The organism is Archangium violaceum, from assembly GCF_016887565.1.
Classification (GTDB): Bacteria; Myxococcota; Myxococcia; order Myxococcales; family Myxococcaceae; genus Archangium; species Archangium violaceum_B.
Map to the genome: position 1 here is coordinate 3,701,127 of NZ_CP069396.1, position 22,270 is coordinate 3,723,396.

The 22,270-nt window shown below is 68.0% G+C and carries 17 protein-coding genes; 7 read left to right on the forward strand and 10 right to left on the reverse strand.

Annotated elements, in window-relative coordinates; all coding sequences use genetic code 11:
- Positions 1-20 precede the first annotated feature (20 nt).
- The 5 genes from JRI60_RS15380 to JRI60_RS15400 all read right to left on the reverse strand — a co-directional run bounded on the left by JRI60_RS15380 (position 21) and on the right by JRI60_RS15400 (position 10,480).
- Positions 21-6,440 (reverse strand): hybrid sensor histidine kinase/response regulator, encoded by a 6,420-nt coding sequence (locus JRI60_RS15380; RefSeq protein WP_204226615.1) that lies wholly within the window; start codon positions 6,438-6,440, stop codon positions 21-23.
- A gap of 111 nt (positions 6,441-6,551) precedes the next feature.
- Positions 6,552-8,792 (reverse strand): response regulator, encoded by a 2,241-nt coding sequence (locus JRI60_RS15385; protein ID WP_204226616.1) that lies wholly within the window; start codon positions 8,790-8,792, stop codon positions 6,552-6,554.
- 267 nt (positions 8,793-9,059) lie between these two features.
- Entirely contained in the window at positions 9,060-9,440 is a 381-nt protein-coding gene (locus tag JRI60_RS15390) for a helix-turn-helix domain-containing protein (protein ID WP_204226617.1), read from the reverse strand.
- Positions 9,441-9,519: 79 nt separating this feature from the next.
- The gene (locus JRI60_RS15395; protein ID WP_204226618.1) at positions 9,520-9,984 is read right to left on the reverse strand and encodes a DUF2267 domain-containing protein; all 465 of its coding nucleotides are present in this window, start codon (positions 9,982-9,984) and stop codon (positions 9,520-9,522) included.
- Positions 9,985-10,108: 124 nt separating this feature from the next.
- Positions 10,109-10,480 (reverse strand): DUF423 domain-containing protein, encoded by a 372-nt coding sequence (locus JRI60_RS15400; protein WP_204226619.1) that lies wholly within the window; start codon positions 10,478-10,480, stop codon positions 10,109-10,111.
- Positions 10,481-10,562: 82 nt separating this feature from the next.
- Here JRI60_RS15400 and JRI60_RS15405 point away from each other — a divergent pair, with 82 nt between their 5' ends.
- The 3 genes from JRI60_RS15405 to JRI60_RS15415 all read left to right on the forward strand — a co-directional run bounded on the left by JRI60_RS15405 (position 10,563) and on the right by JRI60_RS15415 (position 14,340).
- Positions 10,563-11,240, forward strand: a complete 678-nt coding sequence (locus tag JRI60_RS15405; protein ID WP_204226620.1) for an SET domain-containing protein — start codon at positions 10,563-10,565, stop codon at positions 11,238-11,240.
- A gap of 236 nt (positions 11,241-11,476) precedes the next feature.
- The gene (locus JRI60_RS15410) at positions 11,477-13,561 is read left to right on the forward strand and encodes an alpha/beta hydrolase family protein (protein WP_204226621.1); all 2,085 of its coding nucleotides are present in this window, start codon (positions 11,477-11,479) and stop codon (positions 13,559-13,561) included.
- A gap of 134 nt (positions 13,562-13,695) precedes the next feature.
- A complete protein-coding gene (locus JRI60_RS15415) occupies positions 13,696-14,340 on the forward strand; it encodes a DUF3332 domain-containing protein (RefSeq protein ID WP_204226622.1) in 645 nt (214 codons plus the stop codon).
- A gap of 9 nt (positions 14,341-14,349) precedes the next feature.
- Here the strand turns inward: JRI60_RS15415 and JRI60_RS15420 are convergent, their stop codons facing one another.
- The gene (locus tag JRI60_RS15420; protein ID WP_204226623.1) at positions 14,350-15,054 is read right to left on the reverse strand and encodes an NAD(P)H-dependent oxidoreductase; all 705 of its coding nucleotides are present in this window, start codon (positions 15,052-15,054) and stop codon (positions 14,350-14,352) included.
- 35 nt (positions 15,055-15,089) lie between these two features.
- On the opposite strand from JRI60_RS15420, the gene JRI60_RS15425 reads away from it, so the two are divergent.
- The gene (locus JRI60_RS15425) at positions 15,090-16,235 is read left to right on the forward strand and encodes an aminotransferase class V-fold PLP-dependent enzyme (RefSeq protein ID WP_204226624.1); all 1,146 of its coding nucleotides are present in this window, start codon (positions 15,090-15,092) and stop codon (positions 16,233-16,235) included.
- A 77-nt stretch (positions 16,236-16,312) separates the two neighbouring features.
- Here JRI60_RS15425 and cysK read toward each other — a convergent pair whose 3' ends face one another.
- From cysK to JRI60_RS15440, 3 genes are read right to left on the reverse strand one after another with little or no spacing between them, the layout of a single operon-like run.
- A complete protein-coding gene (cysK, locus tag JRI60_RS15430; RefSeq protein ID WP_204226625.1) occupies positions 16,313-17,233 on the reverse strand; it encodes a cysteine synthase A in 921 nt (306 codons plus the stop codon).
- A gap of 54 nt (positions 17,234-17,287) precedes the next feature.
- The gene (gene epsC, locus JRI60_RS15435; RefSeq protein ID WP_204226626.1) at positions 17,288-18,133 is read right to left on the reverse strand and encodes a serine O-acetyltransferase EpsC; all 846 of its coding nucleotides are present in this window, start codon (positions 18,131-18,133) and stop codon (positions 17,288-17,290) included.
- Positions 18,134-18,151: 18 nt separating this feature from the next.
- The gene (locus tag JRI60_RS15440) at positions 18,152-18,847 is read right to left on the reverse strand and encodes a hypothetical protein (RefSeq protein WP_204226627.1); all 696 of its coding nucleotides are present in this window, start codon (positions 18,845-18,847) and stop codon (positions 18,152-18,154) included.
- Between the two features lie 148 nt (positions 18,848-18,995).
- On the opposite strand from JRI60_RS15440, the gene JRI60_RS15445 reads away from it, so the two are divergent.
- From JRI60_RS15445 to JRI60_RS15455, 3 genes are read left to right on the forward strand one after another with little or no spacing between them, the layout of a single operon-like run.
- Entirely contained in the window at positions 18,996-19,703 is a 708-nt protein-coding gene (locus JRI60_RS15445; RefSeq protein ID WP_204226628.1) for a DUF6249 domain-containing protein, read from the forward strand.
- A 12-nt stretch (positions 19,704-19,715) separates the two neighbouring features.
- Positions 19,716-20,267 (forward strand): RNA polymerase sigma factor, encoded by a 552-nt coding sequence (locus tag JRI60_RS15450; protein WP_204226629.1) that lies wholly within the window; start codon positions 19,716-19,718, stop codon positions 20,265-20,267.
- The gene (locus JRI60_RS15455; protein WP_204226630.1) at positions 20,264-20,551 is read left to right on the forward strand and encodes a hypothetical protein; all 288 of its coding nucleotides are present in this window, start codon (positions 20,264-20,266) and stop codon (positions 20,549-20,551) included. The genes JRI60_RS15450 and JRI60_RS15455 overlap by 4 nt, the downstream gene beginning before the upstream one ends.
- 51 nt (positions 20,552-20,602) lie before the next feature.
- Here JRI60_RS15455 and JRI60_RS15460 read toward each other — a convergent pair whose 3' ends face one another.
- Entirely contained in the window at positions 20,603-22,255 is a 1,653-nt protein-coding gene (locus tag JRI60_RS15460; protein WP_204226631.1) for a hypothetical protein, read from the reverse strand.
- Between the last annotated feature and the right edge of the window lie 15 nt (positions 22,256-22,270).

The following is a 22,270-nucleotide window of genomic DNA, read 5'->3' on the forward strand; positions in this document are numbered from 1 at the left end:
TTCGCTACCCGTTGGTTGCGTTATCCGATGGTGCGCGTGCGGTCCGCGGTGCGGAACAGCCACACGCGCAGCAGGCTGAGCAGCTGATCCGTCTCGACGGGCTTGGTGATGTAGTCGCTGGCGCCCGCGTCGATGCACTTCTCGCGGTCACCCTTCATCGCCTTGGCCGTGAGCGCGATGATGGGGAGCGTCTTCAGCTCGTTGACCTGGCGGATGGCGCGCATGGTCTCGTAGCCGTCCATCTCCGGCATCATCACGTCCATCAGCACCACGTTGAGGTCCGGCGTGGCGCGGATGAGCTCGATGCCCTTGCGGCCGTTCTCCGCGTAGATGACCTGCATCTTGTGCTTCTCCAGCACGCTGGTGAGGGCGAAGATGTTGCGCACGTCGTCGTCCACCACCAGCACCTTCTTGCCGGCGAGCACCGGATCGCTCTGGTGCACCTGCTTGATCATCGCCCGCTTGTTCTCGGGCAGGTTGGCCTCCACGCGGTGCAGGAAGAGGGCCGTCTCGTCCAGCAGCTGCTCGGGCGACTTGACGCTCTTGATGATGATGGCGTCGGTGACGCGCTTGAGGACGGTCTCCTCCTCCTCGGTGAGCTCCTTGCCCGTGTAGACGATGATGGGCGGGGTGTGGCCCTGCCGCTTCATCGCCTCGATGAGCTGCAGGCCCGTCATGTCCGGCAGGCCCAGGTCCAGCACCACGCAGTCGAAGTACTTCTCCTGCATGGCGGTCAGGGCCTCCTGTCCGCTGCCCACCGGCGTCGTCTTCACGTCGCCGTTGCCGATGAGGGTGACGATGCTGTCGCGCTGGCGCTGATCGTCCTCCACCACCAGCAGGTTCTTCACCGGCCGCTCGATGAAGCCCTTCACCCGGCCCAGGGCCTCGCTGAGGACCTCGCGGGTGGCCGGCTTCTGCAGCACCGCCAGGGCGCCCAACCTCAGGCCGCGGCTGCGCTCCTCCTCGCTGGCGGAGATGATGTGCACCGGGATGTGGCGGGTGCGGCTGTCGTGCTTGAGGCGGTCCAGCAGGTTCCACCCGTCGATGACCGGCAGCCCGATGTCCAGGGTGATGGCATCCGGCCGGAACTGCCGCGCCATGGCCAGACCCGTGTCGCCACGCAGCGCGACCAGGCCCTTGAAGCCGCGCTCCCGCGCCAGGCCGAGGATGATGCGGGCGAAGACGATGTCATCCTCGATGATGAGCAGCGTCCGGTCTCCCGGCTGGATGCCGCGCCGGTCGTCCTCGACGTCCTCCTCCCGGGCCAGCTCCGCGTCCTGGATGGCGGTCTCCACCTCCGCGCGCAGGGCGTTGAGCCGCTCCTCGGACGCCGCCCGGTTGGAGACGTTGCCGTTCCCGTTGCCATTGCCGTTGTACTGCTGCGGGCGCGGCTGGCTGGGGGCCGGCACGTACGTCTGCGGCACGAAGAGGGTGAAGGTGCTGCCCTTGCCCGGGGCGCTGACGACCTTGATCTCACCACCCAGCAGCTTGGCGATCTCCCGGCTGATGGACAGGCCCAGACCGGTGCCGCCGTACTTGCGGCTGGTGGTGCCATCCGCCTGCTGGAAGGCCTCGAAGATGATGCGCTGCTTGCTCTCCGCGATGCCGATGCCCGTGTCGATGACGGAGAAGGCGAGCACCGAGCCGCCCTGGTTGAGCACGGGGTGATCGATGCTCCAGCCACCGCGGGCCGGACGCACGTCGAGGGTGACGTGGCCTTCCTCGGTGAACTTGAAGGCGTTGGCCAGCAGGTTCTTGAGCACCTGCTGCAGCCGGCGTCCATCCGTGAGGATGTGCGAGGGCAGGCCCTGGGCGAACTCCAGCTTGAAGCCCAGCTTCCGGTCCACCGCCACCTGACGGAAGGTGCGCTCCACGAAGTCCTTCAGGCTGTCGAGCGACACCTCGTCCACGTCCACGCTCATCGTTCCGGACTCGATCTTCGACAGGTCCAGGATGTCGTTGATGAGGGAGAGCAGGTCGCTTCCCGCGCCGTGGATCGTCTGGGCGAACTCCACCTGACGGCCGCTGAGGTTGCCCTCGGAGTTCTCCGCCAGCAGCTTGGAGAGGATGAGCAGGCTGTTGAGCGGCGTGCGCAGCTCGTGGCTCATGTTGGCCAGGAACTCGCTCTTGTACTTGGAGGACAGGGCGAGCTGCTGGGCGCGATCCTCCAGCGACACCTTGGCCTGTTCGATCTCGCGGTTCTTCCGCTCGACCTCCATGTTCTGCACCTGGAGGAGGCGGCTGCGCTCCTCGAGCTCCTCGTTGGTCTGCTGCAGCTCTTCCTGCTGCTGCTTGAGGCGCTCCTCGGAGGCCTGGAGGCTCTTGGCCTGCTGCTCCAGGCGGCGGTTGGTCTCGGTGAGCTCCTGCTGCTGGCTGCGCAGCTCGTCGGCGAGGCTCTGCGACTGCTTGAGCAGCTCCTCCGTCCGCATGCCGGCGGCGATCGTGTTGAGCACGATGCCGATGGACTCGGTGAGCTGGTCGAGGAAGGACAGGTGCGTCTCGCTGAACCGGTAGAAGCTGGCCAGCTCGATGACGGCCTTCACGTTGCCCTCGAAGATGACGGGCAGGACCACGATGTTGAGCGGCTTGGACTCACCCAGCCCGCTGTTGATGCGGATGTAGTCGTCCGGCACGTCCGTGAGGAGGATGCGCTCCTTCTCCACGGCGCACTGACCGACCAGGCCCTCGCCCAGCTTGAAGGAGTTGGCGAGGCTCTTGCGCTCCTTGTAGGCGTAGGTGGACAGCAGCCGCAGCACCTGATTCTTGTCGGCGCCGTCCATGAGGTAGAAGACGCCGTGCTGCGCCTGGACCAGGGGCGCCAGCTCCTTGAGGATGAGCTTGGAGACCGTCTCCAGCTCGCGCTGACCCTGCAGCAGGCGGGTGAAGCGCGCGAGGTTGGTCTTCAGCCAGTCCTGCTCGGTGTTCTTCTGCGTGGTGTCACGCAGGTTGGCGATCATCTGGTTGATGTTGTCCTTCAGGGCGGCCATCTCGCCCTGGGCCTCGACCGAGATGCTCCGGGTCAGGTCGCCCTTGGCCACCGCGGTGGCGACCTCGGCGAGCGAGCGCACCTGGGTGGTGAGCGAACCGGCCATGGAGTTCACGTTGTCGGTCAGGTCGCGCCACGTGCCGGCCGCGCCGGGCACGCGGGCCTGGCCACCCAGCTTTCCTTCGATACCCACCTCGCGGGCCACCGTGGTCACCTGGTCGGCGAAGGTGGCCAGCGTGTCGATCATCCCGTTGATGGTGTCGGCCAGGGCGGCGATCTCACCCTTGGCGACGAGGGCCAGCTTGCGCTTCAGGTCACCGGCGGCGACCGCCGTCACGACCGTGGCGATGCCTCGCACCTGGGCGGTGAGGTTGCTCGCCATGCTGTTCACGTTGTCGGTGAGGTCCTTCCAGATACCGGCGACGCCCTGCACCTGCGCCTGGCCGCCCAGCTTTCCTTCCGTACCCACCTCGCGGGCCACGCGAGTCACTTCGGAGGCGAAGGACGAGAGCTGATCCACCATCGTGTTGATGGTCTGCTTCAGCTCGAGGATTTCGCCCTTCACGTCCACGGTGACCTTCTTGGACAGGTCTCCGTTGGCCACGGCGGCCGTCACCTTGGCGATGTCTCGCACCTGGGCGGTGAGGTTGCCGGCCATGCTGTTCACGTTGTCCGTGAGGTCCTTCCAGGTGCCGCTGACGCCCTTCACCTGGGCCTGACCGCCGAGCTTTCCTTCCGTACCCACTTCCTTGGCGACGCGGGTCACTTCCGAGGCGAACGAGGAGAGCTGGTCCACCATCGTGTTGATGGTGTTCTTGAGCTCGAGGATCTCGCCCTTCACGTCCACGGTGATCTTCTTGGAGAGATCTCCGCGGGCCACCGCCGTCGTCACCTCGGCGATGTTGCGCACCTGGGCGGTGAGGTTGCTCGCCATCGAGTTCACGTTGTCGGTGAGGTCCTTCCACGTTCCCGACACGCCCTTCACCTGGGCCTGACCGCCGAGCTTTCCTTCCGTACCCACTTCGCGGGCGACGCGGGTCACCTCACCGGAGAAGGTGTTCAGGTTGTCCACCATCGTGTTGATGGTGTTCTTCAGCTCGAGGATCTCTCCCTTCACATCCACGGAGATCTTCTGGCCCAGGTCACCATTGGCGACCGCGGTGGCGACCTTGGCGATGTCACGCACCTGGGCGGTGAGGCCGCTGGCCATGCTGTTCACGCTGTCGGTGAGGTCCTTCCACGTACCGGCGACCCCGCGCACGACGGCCTGTCCACCCAGCTTACCCTCGGTACCCACCTCGCGAGCGACGCGGGTCACTTCGGAAGCGAAGGACGAGAGCTGATCCACCATCGTGTTGATGGTGTTCTTGAGCTCGAGGATTTCGCCCTTCACGTCCACGGAGATCTTCTTGGACAGGTCACCCGTGGCCACCGCGGTCGTCACCTTGGCGATGTCGCGCACCTGAGCGGTCAGGTTGCTGGCCATCTGGTTCACGTTGTCGGTGAGGTCCTTCCACGTACCGGCGACGCCTTCCACCTGCGCCTGGCCGCCCAGCTTTCCTTCCGTACCCACTTCCTTGGCGACGCGGGTCACTTCGGAAGCGAAGGACGAGAGCTGATCCACCATCGTGTTGATGGTGTTCTTCAGGGCGAGGATCTCGCCCTTCACGTCCACGGTGATCTTCTTGGACAGGTCGCCGCGAGCAACGGCGGTGGTGACCTCGGCGATGTTGCGCACCTGGGCGGTCAGGTTGCTCGCCATCGAGTTCACGTTGTCGGTCAGGTCCTTCCAGGTGCCGGACACGTCCTTCACCTGCGCCTGGCCACCCAGCTTGCCCTCGGTACCCACCTCGCGGGCGACGCGCGTCACCTCGACGGAGAAGGTGTTGAGGTTGTCCACCATCTTGTTGATGGTGTTCTTCAGCTCGAGGATCTCTCCCTTCACGTCCACGGAGATCTTCTGGCCGAGGTCTCCGTTGGCCACCGCGGTGGCGACCTTGGCGATGTCGCGCACCTGGGCGGTGAGGCCGCTGGCCATGCTGTTCACGCTGTCCGTCAGGTCCTTCCAGGTGCCGCTGACGCCCTGCACCTGCGCCTGACCGCCCAGCTTTCCTTCGGTGCCCACCTCGCGAGCGACGCGGGTCACTTCGGAAGCGAAGGACGAGAGCTGGTCCACCATCGTGTTGATGGTGTTCTTCAGGGCGAGGATCTCACCCTTGACGTCCACGGTGACCTTCTTGCTCAGGTCACCGCGGGCCACCGCCGTGGTGACGTCCGCGATGTCACGCACCTGGGCGGTGAGGTTGCTGGCCATCTGGTTCACGTTGTCCGTGAGGTCCTTCCAGGTGCCGGCGACGTCCTTCACCTGGGCCTGACCGCCGAGCTTGCCCTCCGTACCCACCTCGCGGGCAACGCGGGTCACCTCGCCCGAGAAGGTGTTCAGGTTGTCCACCATCTTGTTGATGGTGTTCTTGAGCTCGAGGATTTCGCCCTTCACGTCCACGGTGACCTTCTGGCCGAGGTCTCCGTTGGCCACCGCGGTCGCCACCTTGGCGATGTCGCGCACCTGGGCGGTGAGGCCGCTGGCCATGCTGTTCACGTTGTCCGTGAGGTCCTTCCACGTACCGGACACGCCCTTCACCTGCGCCTGACCACCCAGCTTGCCCTCGGTACCCACTTCGCGGGCCACGCGGGTCACTTCGCCGGAGAAGGTGTTCAGGTTGTCCACCATCGTGTTGATGGTGTTCTTCAGCTCGGCGATCTCACCGCGCACGTCCACGGTGATCTTCTTGGACAGGTCGCCGTTGGCCACCGCCGTGGTCACCTTGGCGATGTCGCGCACCTGGTCGGTCAGGTTGCTGGCCATCAGGTTCACGCTGTCGGTGAGCTCCTTCCAGGTGCCGGACACGCCGCGAAGGACGGCCTGACCGCCCAGCTTTCCTTCCGTACCCACCTCGCGGGCCACGCGCGTCACCTCGCTGGCGAACGAGGAGAGCTGGGCCACGGTGCTGTTGACCACCTGGGCGGTGCGGAGGAACTCGCCCTTGAGCGGGCGGCCCTCGGCCTCGAGCGCCATGGTCTGGGTCAGATCACCCTTGGCCACCGCGCCGATGACGCGCGCCACCTCGGTGGTGGGCTGCGCCAGGTCGGTGATGAGCGAGTTCACCGCCTCCACGCTCGACAGCCAGCCGCCGGAGGCGCCGTTGACCGAGAGGCGCTGGGAGATGCGGCCTTCCCGGCCCACCACATGGCTGATGCGCTCGAACTCGTGCGCCATCGCCTCGTTGAGGGCGATGATCTCGTTGAGCGTGTCGTAGAGCTTTCCCGTGGTACCTGTCTTGTCCTCGGGCATGCGGACGCGGAAGTCGCCCTTGCGGACGGACTGGAGCGTCTTGAGGAGGAGCTTGGTGTCGAGCGCGTTCTCGGGTTGCGCCTTCTCGGGCTGCGTGGCCATGGTGTGGGGCGTCTCCTGTGCTGCGACTGCGGGTCCGCGCGAGGGGCTTCACCCGGGGGGCGGGTGGGGCGTCCGTCGGCGGAAGGGGGGTTGAAGGGGGTGGGTCGGCCGTCAGGCCGCTGTACAGAGCTTCTTCAAGACTTGTGACAGGTCGTCCGAGGACACGGGCTTGACGAGGTGGGCATCGAAGCCGGCCTCGAGCGCGCGTTTGCGATCCTCGGGGTGGCCGTAGCCGGTGAGGGCCACGAGCCGGGTGGTGGAGCCGCCAGCGGAGGCGCGGACGAGCTCCGCCACCTTGTAGCCGTCCAGCTCCGGCAGCCCGATGTCCACCAGGGCCACCTGGGGGCGCTGGGAGAGGACCATGTCCACCGCCGAGCGCCCATCGCTGGCCTCCTCCACGCGGTGACCGTGGAGCTCCAGCAGATCCTTCAGCGTCTCGCGGATGTCCGGGTTGTCCTCCACCAGGAGGATGTGGAGCGGCTGCAGCTTGTTGAGGGAGGCGGCGGCCTTCACCATGCTCGGCAGCGAGATCGCCGCGGGGATCTCGGGGGGCAGGGGGAGGCGGACGGTGAACTCGCTGCCCTTGGAGGGCCCCTCGCTGCGAGCGCTCACGCTGCCGCCGTGCATCTCCACCAGGCTGCGCACCAGGGTGAGACCCAGGCCGAGCCCGCCCTGGGCCCGGTCGCTGCCCGGATCCACCTGGACGAAGAGCTCGAAGACGCGGTGGAGCATCTCCGGCTTCAGGCCGATGCCGTTGTCGCGCACGCTCAGCATCAGCTCCTCGCCCTGGCGCTCGGCGCGCAGGTGGATCTGCCCGCCGGAGGGCGTGTACTTGGCCGCGTTGTGCAGCAGGTTGGCCACCACCTGCGTCATGCGGGTGGGGTCCACGTTCAGCGTCACCTGCTCGGATGGCAGGGACACGCTCAGCTCGTGGTGGCGCTGGCTGATGATGGGCTCGCAGGCCTGGACGGCGCCCTCCACCAACTCCGTCAGCGACACGGGGATGGGCTTGAGCTCCACCTTTCCGCGGGTGATGCGGCTGACGTCCAGCAGGTCATCCACCAGCCGCGTCATGTGCGCTACCTGGCGATCCGCGCTGGAGATGGCCCGCTGGATGATGTCGTCCTGCCACATGCGCATCCGGAAGACCTCGAGCGCGTGGCGCACGGGGGCCAGGGGGTTGCGCAGCTCGTGGGCGAGCATGGCGAGGAATTCATCCTTGCGGCGGTCCGCCTCGCGCAGCGCGCCGATGAGCCGCTCGCGCTCGAGCGCCACGGCCACCTGATCGCACACGCCCTGCATGAGGGACAGCTCGTCCGGGGAGAAGACGCGCATGGTGCGCGTGCCGAAGGCCAGCGTGCCCAGCACGCGTCCCTGGCTGATCAACGGGTAGCACGCGAGCGCGGACAGCCCCAGCTCCGGCGCGGCGTCCGGGAGGGGCCCGTTGGCGGCGGCGCCACCGTCGAGCACCCAGCGCTGGTTCTCCGCGACCACCCGGCCCGCGACGCCCTGTCCGGGCTCCAGGTGCTCCAACCGCGGCAGCATGGCCGCCGGGATGCCCGCGTGGGTCGCCAGCTCCAGCGCGCCCCGGCCCTCCTGGACGAGGTAGCCCAGGCACACCTCGAGTCCCATGTGGGCCGTGAGCTGGCCGTGGACGCCGTCGAGCAGGGTGCGCCCGTCGGTGCCCTTCAGCAGCCGGCTGGCGGTGTCCGCCAGCAGCCGCAGCCGCGCGTTGCTCTCGTGCAGTGCCGACTGGGCCTGTTCCTTCTCCTGGACCAGCCGCGCCAGCTCCTGGGCGCGCTGTTCGCGGGCCTCGGACACCTTGCGCTCGCGCTCCATCTCCTGCTCCAGCAGGGAGCGCTCGTAGTGCGAGCGGGCCTCGGCCAGTTGCCGCTCGTGCTCGCGGTTCTCCGCCTGCCGCAGCAACTCCGCCTGCCGCCGCACCTCCTCCTTCTTGCGGTGCAGGTCCAGGAACACCGCCACCTTCGTGCGCAGCACCTCCGGGACGATGGGCTTGAAGAGGTAGTCCACCGCGCCCAGCTCGTAGCCACGCGTGACGTTCACTTCGCTGCGGGTATAGGCGGTGATGAAGATGATGGGGATGTGCCGCGTGCGCTCGCGCATGCGGATGAGGCTGGCCGTCTCGTAGCCATCCATCCCCGGCATCTGCACGTCCAGGAGGATGAGGGCGAAGTCGCGATCCAACAGCAGCCGCAGTGCCTCGTCTCCGGAAGAGGCGGTGACGACGTTGGCACCCAGGTCCGCCATCAGCACCTCCAGGGAGCGGAGGTTGGCTGGGGTGTCATCAACGGTGAGCACGTCGACGCGCGGGAGCGCGGTGGGGGAAGACATGATGGTCGGAGCCGTGGGCGCGCGAGCCGTCCGAAGATCAGACGTCGCACCTCTTTACAGCCTTCTCACCTTCCGACCCAGCGCGAAGGGGTCGGTGGCTGTCGGCTGACTGACGTCCAGACGGCCAGCCGTCCCAGGGACTGTCTGACGCATGACACTGGGTGTCCCGAGGCCTGCTGGGAAGTGCCCGATGGACGACAATCCGCGTCGGCGGATGTCGGATGGCGGATGACCCGGGGCGAGAGTAGACGCGACGGCGGGGCCGGGTTACCGCCCACACTCCTCGTCGGGGTGGGTGATGGCCCGGACGAGGATGCGGAACAAGCGGAACCTGTCGGGGGGCAGCTCGCACACGAGCATGATGAGGCGCCGGAGCTCGGGAGACTCGGCGGGCTCGTCCGCCGTCGGTTTTTCCGGAGAGGACGGCTCCCGGGGCTTCAAGGAGAGGAGTACATCGGCCGACAGACGCAGGGTGACGCACAGCTGCCAGAGCTTGGGGACACTGGGCAACATGTCCCCGCGCTCGACACGCCCGTAGACCTCCGGGGCGAAACCCACCGCCCGGGCCACCTGCTCCTGGGTGAGGTCCAGATGCACGCGGGCCCTTCGTAGCACTGCACCGAGCTGGGGTTGCGGCGTGTCGTCCATGAAGGCGGCGGACCCTACTTCATGGAACGAGTGGCTGGGAACAAACCTGATTCGTGCTCCAGCGGTGTCTCCCGCGGTGTCAGATGGAGCGGGCCCAGAGCGCTCGCAGGTCCACTGGCAGCTCGTCGCCGACCTGCGCGGCCTCGCCCTCGCTGATATGCGCGCGCACCGTGGCGAAGACGGCCCGGGTGATGCTCTCGGCCCGGGCGGTGTCACCGCCGAGGTCCCCGGCCACCTGCTGGAGCAGCGCGTCCACGCCGGACTTCCACGAGGGAGGCTCGCCCCGGGGGGCACAGGCCTGGAGCGCCTCCTGGAGCTTCATCGGCAGCCGTGTCCGCGGGTCGTCCTCCTCACCCAGCAGGAGCCACTGCTCCAGCGTGCACAGCACCGACAAGAGGGCCTTCTCCGCGTGCTCGCTCGGCAGGCCGCTCCTCTCGCGCAGGTCGTCGAGGAAGAGCGAATACGTCCGTGTGCGCTTCGTCCCGCGCCGCTGGGCGCGCAAGTCCTGTCCCTGTTCTCCAAAGCCTTCGGGCTCGTCCGCCATGGGCGCTCACCTCCTGGCGGATAGGGTGGCTATCCAGAGGAGGAGATGCACCCGTCGAGGGCCCGGGCACAGAGGGAGCGGGGGAGCGGGAGCCTCGCCCGGGAATGGAATGGAGCCGCGCGGCTCAGCCCGTCTGCCGCCAGGCGGCGAGCGCGAACAACACCCAGCCGACGAGGAAGCCGACCCCTCCGAACGGCGTGATGGCGCCCAGGACGCGCACCCCGGAGAGCGCCAGCGCGTACAGGCTGCCGGAGAAGAGGACGATGCCGGCGAGCATGGCCCAGCCCGCGGCGTTCAACAGGGGGTTGGGACGCAGCTGCATCAGCAGACCCATCGCGATCAGACCCAGCGAGTGGTACATCTGATAGCGCGCGCCGGTTTCGAAGATGGTCAGCAGGTCCGCGGAGAGCCTTGTCTTCAGCGCGTGCGCGCCGAATGCTCCCGCCGCCACGGATATGAACGCGCTTGCCGCGCCAAGAATGAGCCACAGCCGCATCGCCGAGCGCCTTTCTTCCTTCAGAGGTCCGACTGAGGCACCCTACCGCGCCTTCCCTGGCGCGTCTCCAACGCACTTTCCGATGCCCGCTCCCACCACCAAGAAGCCCTCCTCCCGCAAGATGCCCACCCTCTCGCCCCAGCCCTTCGTGCTCAGGCCCTCGTCCATCCAGGGACAGGGCGCCTTCGCCACGCGGCCCATCCGCAAGGGCGCTCGCATCATCGAGTACGTCGGCCAGCGCATCTCCCAGGCCGAGGCGGACGAGCGCTACGACGACACCTCCATGTCCCGCCACCACACCTTCCTCTTCAACGTGGACGAGGACACCGTCATCGACGCCGCCTACGAGGGCAATGACGCGCGCTTCATCAACCACTCGTGCGACCCCAACTGCCAGGCCTTCCTCGAGGGGGACCGCATCTACATCTACGCCCTGCGCCCCATCGCCGAGGGCGAGGAGCTCTGCTACGACTACGCCTACGACCGCACCGAGGACATGGGCGAGGAGGAGGAGCAGCTCTACGTCTGCCGTTGCGGCGCCGCCACCTGCCGCGGCACCATCCTCGCCCCCAGTGAGGAGGAGAAGGCCCCCGCGCCCCGGAAGAAGTCCCCCGTGAAGGCCTCGAAGAAGAAGTCCTCCGGCTCCGCCCGCAAGCCGCCGGTGAACACCCGGAAGGGCAAGTCCTCCGCCAGATCCGGACGCTCCGGCCCGGGTACGGGAACGAAGTCCCGCTCCGGGACTCGTGCCGCCCGCGGTTGACGCGGTGCTTCTCGTTTCACGGTGGGAGGACGGGGACGGGTACCCTCTCCCCGTCCCTCTCCCGGAGGGAGAGGGGAGGTTGACTCGGCGTATGGGTGGGCGGCTCGGGGTGGATTGCTCCTGGCTCCGTCGGGCATGAACGGTGGACAGCAACGGTTGGAACGGGCACCGTCCACCCGCCTCGCGCCCCGGCACACGCTGGAGCCCGCGAGCGGTTGACTCCCACGGAGGCCTCTTTGTCTCTCTCCCTCATGGCGGCGCTCGCCCTCGCCGCCGCTCCCGCCAAGACGCAGCCGTACACCATCCAGGACCAGGTCTCGATGCGCCGGATCAGCAGTCCGAGCGCCTCTCCCGATGGCAAGCGCATCGCCTTCGTGCTGCGCTCCACCGACCTGGAAGCCAACAAGGGTCGCACCGACCTGTGGTTGATCAACGCCGACGGCAGTGGCCTGCGTCAGCTCACCCACTCCCCCGAGAGCGAGGGGCAGCCCGTCTGGAGCCCGGATGGTCAGAGCCTCTTCTTCCTCTCCTCGCGCGGGGGGTCCAGCCAGGTGTTCCGCCTGCCGCTGGATGGTGGCGAGGCCCAGAACGTCACGAAGCTGCCCCTGGACGTGGGCGCCTTCGCCCTGTCGCGGGACGGCAAGACGCTCGCCGTCGCCCTGGAGGTCTTCCCCGACTGCGCCACGCTGGAGTGCAACACCCAGCGGCTGAAGGCGAAGACGCAGCAGAAGAACACCGGCCGCGTCTACGACAAGCTGTTCGTCCGTCACTGGGACTCGTGGGCGGATGGCCGGCGCAACCACCTCTTCGTGCTGCCGGTGGACGGCAGCGCCGCCCCGCGTGACGTGATGGCGGGCATGGACGCCGACGGTCCCAGCAAGCCCTTCGGCGGCCCCGACGAGTTCACCTTCACCCCGGATGGCAAGGGGCTCGTCTTCACCGCGCGCGACGTGGGCAACACCGAGTCCTGGTCCACGGACCTGGACCTGTTCCTGGCCCCGCTGGACAAGCCCGGCACGCCGAGGAAGCTCACCGAGAAGAACCGCGCCACGGACACCCATCCCGTGTTCAGCCCGGACGGCAAGACGCTGGCGTACCTGGCCATGTCGCGCCCGGGCTTCGAGTCGGATCGGCTGCGCGTGGTGCTGCGCTCGTGGCCCGAGGGCAAGGAGCGTGTCCTGGCCGAGCCGTGGGACCGCTCGCCCGGCTCGCTCACCTGGATGCCGGATGGGAAGTCGGTGCTCGTCACGGCGGATGACATGGGCCAGCACCCCGCCTTCTCCATCGACGTGGCGAGTGGCCAGGTGCGTGCGATCAGCGGGAAGGGTGGTGCCGTCGATCCGCAGCCGGTGGCCGACGGCCGCGTCATCTTCCTGCGCGAGGATCTGAAGGCGCCCGCGGACCTGTACTCGGCGCGCGCGGATGGGAGCGACGTGCGTCAGCTCACGCGCGTCAACGAGGAGACCCTGGCCCGCATCCGCTTCGGTGACTACGAGCAGTTCGAGTTCGCCGGCTGGAATGGCGAGACGGTGCGGGGCTACGTGGTGAAGCCGGTCGACTTCGATGCGAAGAAGAAGTACCCGGTGGCGTTCCTCATCCACGGAGGCCCGCAGGGCAGCTTCGGCAACCGCTTCAACTACCGGTGGAACCCGCAGACGTACGCGGGCCGGGGCTACGCGGCGGTGATGGTCGACTTCCACGGCTCCACGGGCTACGGCCAGGCCTTCACGGACTCCATCAGCGGGGACTGGGGTGGCAAGCCGCTGGAGGATCTGCAGAAGGGCCTGGAGGCGGCCATCAAGCGCTACGGCTTCCTGGACGGTGACAAGGTGTGCGCGCTGGGGGCGAGCTACGGCGGGTACATGATCAACTGGATCGCCGGCCAGATGCCGGAGCGGTTCCGGTGCCTGGTGAACCACGACGGCAACCTCGACGAGAAGCTGGCGTACTTCAACACGGAGGAGCTGTGGTTCCCCGAGTGGGAGCACGGTGGAACGCCGTGGGACAAGCCGGAGGGGTACACGAAGCACAACCCGATCGATCACGTGGGGAAGTGGAAGACGCCGATGCTGGTCATCCACGGCGGGCAGGACTTCCGGGTGGTGGATACGCAGGGCCTGTCGACGTTCACGGTGCTGCAGCGGCGGGGGATTCCGTCCAAGCTGCTCTACTTCCCGGACGAGAACCACTGGGTATTGAAGCCGGCCAACAGCATCCAGTGGCACGAGACGGTGTTCGACTGGCTGGACCAGTGGGCGAAGGGCGGAAACAAGAAGCCGACGGGGCCGGCGGTGGTGCCGGTGGCGAAGGAAGCGCATTAGTCGAGAACATCCCCTCTCCCTCTGGGAGAGGGCCGGGGTGAGGGTCATGCCTCTCCTGGCCCTTTTCGCGTCAAATGGGCATAAGGTCGCGCGCTGGCGTGCCGGACGAGCCGGTGCGCCCTCAAGGAGGATTCATGAAGTCGCGTCCGTCTCGCCTGTTCGCCGCGCTGTTCGCCACCGTCCTGTCGCTGCACGTGTCCGGCTGCTTCGGCTCGTTCGCGTTGACGCGGAAGATCTACGGCCTCAACGAGAGTGTCTCGGACAACAAGTTCGTGCGGTGGCTGGTGTTCCTCGGCTTCAGCATCATCCCGGTGTACGCGGTGGGCACCTTCGTGGACGCCATCGTCTTCAACAGCCTGGAGTTCTGGACGGGGAGCAACCCGCTGGCGAGCGCGGAGCCGCAGGAGGACGGCTCGCGGATCGTGCGGCTGAGCCCCACGGACACGCTGCGGCTGTCGCGAGACGAGCAGAGCGGAGTGATGCGCGTGGCGCTGGAGCGCGAGGGCCAGGAGCCGGTGGTGCGCTACTTCGAGCCGCTGGACAACGGCATGGCCGTGCGGGACGAGGCGGGCGCGCTGCTGGTGCGGGCGTACGAGCGCGCGGATGGGGCGGTGGAGGTGGTGGATGCCTCCGGCTCGGCGGTGACGGTGCACTCACGCGAGGCAGTGGCCCAGGCGCGCGAGGCCTTCTTCCAGGAGGGCGTGGCGGGGCTCGCGAGCCAGGTGACGTCGCGCGCGTCCATGGAGCAGGGACTCGCGCTGGCCTGCCCGGCGCACTGAGCGCGTGTCTCAACCCGCTCGGCGGCGGAAGGTCTCGTCGAACGCCGCCAGCGGGGGGTAGGAGAGGGGCTTCACCGTGTCCAGGGTGAGCAACCGCTCACCGTAGGCCGCCAGGTACGCCGCGCGCTGCGTGTCGCTCACGCGCGCCGGCGCGTAGCTGAGGAAGGGCGGCAGCGCGTCGAAGCCGCAGAAATAGAAGATGCCGTGGTTGATGGGGTAGAGCAGGTCGTTGATGTCGCCGTTGATGCCATCCGGGGCGTAGAAGCTGTCCCCTCCGCCCGTGGTCAGCGACAGCATGGCCCGCTTGCCGCGGAAGACGCCCCGGTCGAACCAGCGGCCTCCGCCGTAGGCGAACCCCATGGCGAAGACGCGGTCCACCCAGCCCTTGAGGATGGCCGGCAGCGAGAACCACCACAGCGGCGCCTGGAAGACGAGCACGTCGCACCACTGCAGCTTCTCCATCTCCGCCTGGACGTCCGGAGCGAAGCCGTGGTGCTGCGCGGCGTGCATCTCCTCCTGCTGCGGCTTGAAGTAGTCCGGGTTGGCCACCGTGGTGAAGTTGTGCCGGTCCAACACGGGGTTCCACTTCATGGCGTGCAGGTCGGACACGCGGACCTCGTGGCCCGCCGCCCGGAGGACCTCCTGGGCATGGAGGGTGAGGGCTCCATTGAAGCTCTGCGGCTCGGGGTGGGCATGGACGATGAAGACTTTCATGCCGCCAGCGTAGCAGGCGCATAATGCGCGTGCCCATGACCCCGCCCCTCGACCTCGACAGGTACCGCGCCGAGTTCCCCGTCGTTCAGGAGCAGCTCTACTTCAATCACGCCGGGGTTTCTCCCACGAGCGTGCGCGTCGCCACCGCCATGCGCGAGTGGGTGGACGATGTCCTCCACCACGGCGTCCGCTACGAGCGCGGCTGGGAGGCCCGGACGGAGAAGACCCGCGAGCTCGCCGCGCGCATCATCGGCGCCGCCCCGGCGGAGATCGCCCTCGTACGCAATACGAGTCACGGCCTCGGGCTCGTCGCCGAGGGGCTGGACTGGAAGCCGGGCGACGAGGTCGCCGTCGCCTCGTCCCTCGAGTACCCCTCCAACGTCTACCCCTGGCTCCACCTGCGCGACCGCGGCGTCGTCGTCCGGGAGATCGAGCCTCGCGAGGGCGGTGTCACCCCCGAGGCCGTCGCCGCCGCCCTCACCCCGCGCACCCGGCTCGTGGCCCTCAGCTCCGTCCAGTTCGCCACCGGCTACCGCACCGACCTGGAGGCCATTGGCGCCCTCTGCGAGCGCTCCGGCGTCCTGTTCTGCGTGGATGGCATCCAGAGCGTCGGCTGTATCCCCGTGGACGTGAAGAAGAGCCGCATCCACTTCCTCAGCGCCGACAGCCACAAGTGGATGATCGGCATCCCCGGGATTGGTTTCCTCTACGTGGACCGGAACGTGCTCCCGCGCGTGCGCCCCGTGCTCGTCGGCTGGCGCTCCACCACCGACGCCTGGAACTTCAACCGCGCTCACTTCGAGCTGCGCCCGGACGCCACGAAGTTCGAGGAGGGCAGTCACAACTACGCGGGCACCTATGCCCTCGGCGCCGCCCTCGGCCTGCTCCTGGAGGTGGGCATGGAGAACGTCGCGGCCCGCATCCGCGAGCTCCTCGCATACGCGGACCGGGAACTGCGCGCCATCGGGTGCGACACCGGGCCCTCTCCCGAGCACCGCGCTGGGATTCTCACCTTCCTGCCTCCACAGGGGGAGGCGAGGGCACTCGCTTCGTACCTCTCCGAGCGCAACGTCAGCTTCTCGCTGCGCCGCGGGCGCATCCGCATCTCGCCCCACTTCTACAACCAGCCCGCGGAACTGGACCGGCTCGTGGAAATGGTGCGCGGGTTCTCCGGCAGGTGAACCATTTACCCTCACCCCGACCCTCTCCCAGAGGGAGAGGGAGGGGATGGGGAGAGGGAGGGGTTGGGGGCAGGGGGTTACTGCGCCGGGAAGAGCGTCTCGATGGACAGGTAACGCTCGCCCGTGTCGTAGCAGAAGCAGAGCACCCGGCTCTTCTCGGAGATCTCCCCCAGCTTCTTGTTCACCGCCGCCAGCGCCGCTCCCGAGGAGATACCCACGAAGATGCCCTCCTCACGCGCCGACCTCCGCGCGAAGTCGAACGCCTCCTCCTCCGTCACCTGGATGACCCCGTCCAGCGCTTCCTTGTGCAGGTTCTTCGGGATGAAGCCCGCTCCAATTCCCTGGATCGGGTGCGGCCCCGGCGCTCCTCCGCTGATGACCGGCGACTTCGTCGGCTCCACCGCGAACACCTTCAGCTTCGGCCAGTGCTGCTTCAGCACCTCCGCGCACGCCGTGATGTGTCCGCCCGTCCCCACGCCCGTGATCAGGTAGTCCAGGCCCTCGGGGAAGTCCTTGAGGATCTCCTGCGCCGTCGTGCGCTTGTGGATCTCGATGTTCGCCTCGTTCTCGAACTGCTGCGGCATCCACGCGTTCGGCGTCTGCGCCACCATCTCCTGCGCCCGGGCAATGGCTCCCTTCATGCCCTGCGCCCGCGGCGTCAGCTCGAACGTCGCCCCGTACGCCGCCATCAGCCGGCGCCGCTCGATGCTCATCGAATCGGGCATCACCAGGATGAGCTTGTAGCCCTTCACCGCCGCCACCATCGCCAGGCCGATGCCCGTGTTGCCCGACGTGGGCTCGATGATGACGCTGTCCTTCTTCAGCACGCCCCGCTTCTCGGCGTCCTCGATCATCGCCAGGCCGATGCGGTCCTTGATGCTGCCGCCCGGGTTGGCCCGCTCCAGCTTCATGTACACCTCGACGCTGGCGGGGAAGAGCCGGTTGACGCGGACGTGCGGCGTGTTGCCGATCGTCTCCAGGATGTTGTTCGCCTTCATGGATCGTGGACCTCGCGGGGAAGTGTCTGCTGCGGCAGATAGGCCTCTGCTATATCAGATGTGATACTCGAGTTCGTCGAATTCCGCACCCCCATGTCGCGGGCGGACCTCGCTGCGCCGGCTGACGACGGACTCGGGGGGGATGCTCTGGGTGATGAAGGCGTTGCCGGCGATGACGCTGCCGCGGCCCACCACCGTCTGCCCCCCGAGGATGGTGGCGTTGGCGTACACCACCACGTCGTCCTCGAGCGTCGGGTGGCGCTTCTTGTCCGCCAGGGCCTTCTGGACCTGCAGGGCGCCCAGGGTGACGCCCTGGTAGATGTTGACCCGGTCTCCGATGATGGTCGTCTCGCCGATCACCACGCCCGTGCCGTGGTCGATGACGAAGCGCCGCCCGATGGTGGCCCCGGGGTGGATGTCGACGCCCGTGCGCTGGTGCGCCAGCTCGGTGAGGAGCCGGGGCAGCAACGGGAAGCCCAGGTCGAGCAACGTGTGGGCGATCCGGTAGATGGCGATGGCGTAGAAGCCCGGGTAGGTGAGGATGACCTCGTCCACGCTGCGCGCCGCCGGGTCCGCCTCGAAGATGGCCTCGGCGTCCTGGCGCAGCCAGGCGTAGACCTCCGGCAGCTGCTCCATGAAGCGGCCGGGCAGGTCCGGCGCGAGACCCGGGTAGCGCGACGCGAGCGTGTCCAACGTCCGCGTCAGCACCGCCTCCACCACCGCCACCTCGGAGCGCACCGCGACCGCGCTACAGTCCAGCCTCTTGGAGAAGTGGGGGAAGAGGAGCGCGAGCACCTTGTCGATGAACTCCGGAGCAGCGTGGCGCACGTCCGGAGGGAAGCAGTGGTGCTTGCGTGCGTCGATGAGCGTCTGGATGAGCCGGCCGTTGGGTTCTCCCATGACGCGACAGGTTAACCGCTAGTAGCGACCTCCGCCCAGTGCGCTGATGGCGGCCGACAGCACCCGGTTCTCCACCCCCCAGACGGCCTTGTTGAGCCCCTTGATGCCGGCTCCCCGCAGGTAGTCCGTGAAGTCGTGCAGGGCCGTGGAGCGCTGCATGCCCTCGCCCTTGGCCGCGTAGAGGAGCGGGGTGTTCGGCGCGCCGGTCATCCCCAGGTCCGGGCAGGCCTCGGACAGCTTCTGGGCGTCGATGCCCGTGGCCGCCGACAGCATGGCCACCGTGAACTTGTGCACGGGCAGCTCCCGGGCATTCGGAATCTTCTCCAGCACCTTCTTCCGCGTCTCCGGGCCGGAGTCCAGCTTGTCCAGCGTCACCTTGGACATGGCCAGCAGCTGCTCGTTCGTCACGTGCTTGTTGTCCAGGATGGCCCGGCGGAAGAGGCTCTCCGGCGTGTCACCCTTGATGGTGATGTCGCACTGCTTGAGGCGCTCGAGCATGCCGTTGATGGCGCGCCCCACCTCCGAATCCGCCGGGCCCCGCCAGGTGCCGACGGGGGCCAGGGCCGCGGCCTTCACCCCCGGAGCCTCGAAGCCACTCTTCAGGGCGTGGCCCACCTCCCGGGCGGCGGCCGTCGTGGACGCGGCGGGCGCCTCGGTCCGGGCGGGTTGGGAAGGCAGCTTGACGGCTACGGGACGACGGCCAATCGGGTCCATGGTTGGATTATCGGCGTTTCACGGGGGGAGTTGCTACCGGGGGGGAGCCCGGCGTGGACGGGTTTCGCGCGGGAAAAAATCCGGGCTGAATCCAAGTGGCCGGGACCGGGAGTCCTAACGCCCAGAAAACCGACGGAAGGAGTCCTTCATGAAGGTCCAGTTGCTCACCCTGTGCCTCCTGGCCACTCTCGCGGGAGAGGCCCGGGCCCAGGCCACGCCCGAGTCCGAAACCCCCGCCGCCCCCTCCACGCCGCCTGGTGCCCCCGTGCCGGCGTCCCCGAGGCTCGAGGCGCAGCGCCAGGCGCTGGAGGCCCGCCGGGCTGCCCTCGACGCCCAGCGGCAGGCGCTGGAGGAGGATATCCAGCAGTTGGAGGAGCAGGCGCGGCGGATCGATCCTGAAGGGCGGCTCAGCTCCGACCAGCTCTTCGAGCTGCTCCAGGCGCGCGAGCGAGCCCAGCGGCCCGACGCTGATTTCGATCCCGGTCCCTACATCGTCAGCGTGTGCTTCTTCACCTGCCTGCTGACGGGCTTCCTGGCGTGGCTGGTGGCCAACAACCGCAAGAACCATCAGCTCCACCAGACGGTGCGCATGATGGTGGAGAAGGGGGCGGAGATTCCCCCTGGGCTGCTCGCGCCGCCGCCCAGGCGGAAGCCGTCCGACCTGCGGCGGGGAATCATCCTGTCCACGACGGGCGTGGGGCTGACGATCTTCCTGGCCGCTCTCCCCCATTCGGACGGGGCCTGGGGGGTCGGGGTGACGCTCTTGCTCATCGGCGTGGGACACATGCTCGTCTGGCGCCTGCAGCGGGGCCGGGGTCCCCTGGCCTCCGAGCTCTCGCCGGAGCCCCAGCTGTAACCCCCACGACCCATGTCCACCCCTCCTGAAGCCCCTTCGGACGCCGAGCTCATCACGCGAGTGCTCGTGCGGGACGACCGGCGCGCGTTCGGCGAGCTGGTGGCGCGGCACCAGTCCGCGGTGCGTGGTCTGCTGCGCCGGCTGACCGGGGGGGATGTGGCGCAGGCGGATGACCTGGCGCAGGAGACCTTCCTGCGCGCCTTACGGGGGCTGCGCGGGTACCGGGGGGGAGCGAAGTTCTCCTCCTGGCTCTACCGCATCGCCTGCAACGTGTACTTCAGCCACGACCGGGGCAGCCGCGACGTTCCCTCCGAGCCTCCCGCCCTGGAGGAGGGGAGCGCCGCGCTCCACCTGCTGCCAGACACGTTCCTGGAGCGGTACGACCTGGAGCGGGCGCTCGCTTCCCTCAAGCCCCGCGAGCGGGCCGCACTGGTGCTCACCTACGCCAACGAGCTGACCCACGAGGAGGCGGCGGTCGTCCTCGACTGTCCCCTGGGCACGCTCAAGACCCATGTCGCGCGCGCGAAGGAGAAGCTGCGCCGACAACTCGAGGAGGAACCATGAACGGCCACGATGACGAAGTCTGGCTCGATTCGCTGCTCCAGCGGCAACTCCCGTCGGGACTTCCGGACGAGGGTTTCCAGGCGCGATTGCTCCAGCGCCTGCCCCGGCGCCCGCGGCCCGTACTGCGCCTGCTCATCCTCGGCGCCGCGTGCGGGGTGGCCGCCGTCCCGCTGATCATTTCCGCGGAAGTGGCGGCGCTCTCCTCCTCGGGCCCGGCCGACCTCGCCGTCCCCTTCAGCCTGGGGACCGCCCTGTTCTGGTACCTCGTCGACTGCCTGGGGTGAGAGGCACCGGGCGGCCCGGCTTCAACGGGCCCCCCGGGATGTCCCTGGCGCTCAGCGGAGCGTCATCGCACCGTACATCGCATCCAGCACGGCCGAGGCGACCTGGAAGCGGGGCGCGTACATGTTCTTGGAGATCCACAGCGCCGGCAGCTGGACGTTCGGCCGCTGCAACTCCTGGACGAAGAAACGGTGGGCTCCCTGGATGAGCTCCCGGACCTTCTCCGTCTCGTTGGGCAGCAGCTCCGGCTCGTACTTCAGCAGGGTGGCCAGACCGGAGGCGACATAGGCGGTCTCCTCCAGGGTGGGCTCCTGCTGTCCCCAGCCGCCCTGCTTCGTCCGGTTCTCCACCTCGGTCAGCATCTGCCGCACCCGCTCGGGGTAGGTGAAGAGGATGGAGCGCAGGCTCAGCCACTTCTGCACGCCGTAGGTCCACGTGGCATGCCACTTGTCGTGGTTGAGCTGGTCGAAGTCGAAGTCCTGGGGATCCAACTGCTCCAGCAGGCTGCGCAGGATGCCCTGGTTGACGGGCTGGCTGGTGAAGGCCTCCTCGAACGTGCCCGCGGCCAGGTCCATGGACATGACCGAGTGGAGCAGGGCGGAGGGGGACGGATGGAGCTCGTACGGGTAGCAGAAGAAGGTGCCGTTCTTGCGCTGGAACCGCTGGAGGCTGGTGCTCGTCATCGGCTTGAGATCGCGCACCCCCGCCTTGACGAGCACGGAGTAGAGGGCGAACGCGACCGCGGTGTCATCCAGGTCCGGCAGGTCGGCGTTGTTCGTGTCCCACGAGACGCGGCCCAGCTCGTCGATGTTCGTCTCCTGGTAGATGCGCGTCAGCAGGGGCAGGATGGTCTCGTCCCTGACGAGATCGAAGATGTTGCCGGACACCAGCCAGGGGCGCACGTTCCACAGCCGCCGCGAGGTGACGATGGGGTGCAGGTTGGGGAAGCCCGTGCGCTGGTAGTCCTCGAAGGTGTCCCGCAGGTACTGGTAGAGGCCGCTGGGGACCTCGCGTCCGTGCTCGCAGAGCAGGAGGATGGTGGCGGCGGTGGCGGACGGCGACAGGCCGATGGCTCCATTGGGAAGCATCGTCTGGGGGAGCTGGCCCACGTCCTCGACGAGCCCGGGTGTGAGGGCCGCGAGCTCGGCCGTGTAGCTCAGCGTGCTGCCCGGATCGAACAGCGGGCCCAGATGCCGCAGCTTGCCCAGCTTCATGTCTCCCTTGCGATCCAGCGTCTCGATGAACTCGCGGGCCCGGGCGCCGAGCGGGAAGGTGCACTGGTGCCGCTCGAGCCACTTGAGGAGCTTGGGGGCCACGAGCTCGAAGGCCACCGTGTCATGGTGCGGATAGTCGTGACACGCGAGGATCAGCGCCTCGACGCGGGCCTTCAGCTCCTGGGGCCTGGGCAGCGGCTGGCCCAGGCGCACCAGGGCCATGGTGGCCGCCAGGGTGTCCACGAGCGCCGAGTGCGGCATGTAGCTGGCATCTCCCCAGCCGCCATCGGTGTTCTGCGCGTCGAGCAGCAGCGCGAGGTTCTTCCGCTTGTCCTCTTCATTGAAGAAGTCGCAGCACAGCACCCAGGCCAGGTCGTAGACGGAAAGGTTCCAGTCCCCCTTGTCCGAGAGCAGGGCCTGGAAGTGATGCCGGATGTGGAGGCGCAACGCGGCCGCATCCTGAGCACGGGCCGCGTCCTTGAGAATGCGCACCGAGGCGCAGGAAGG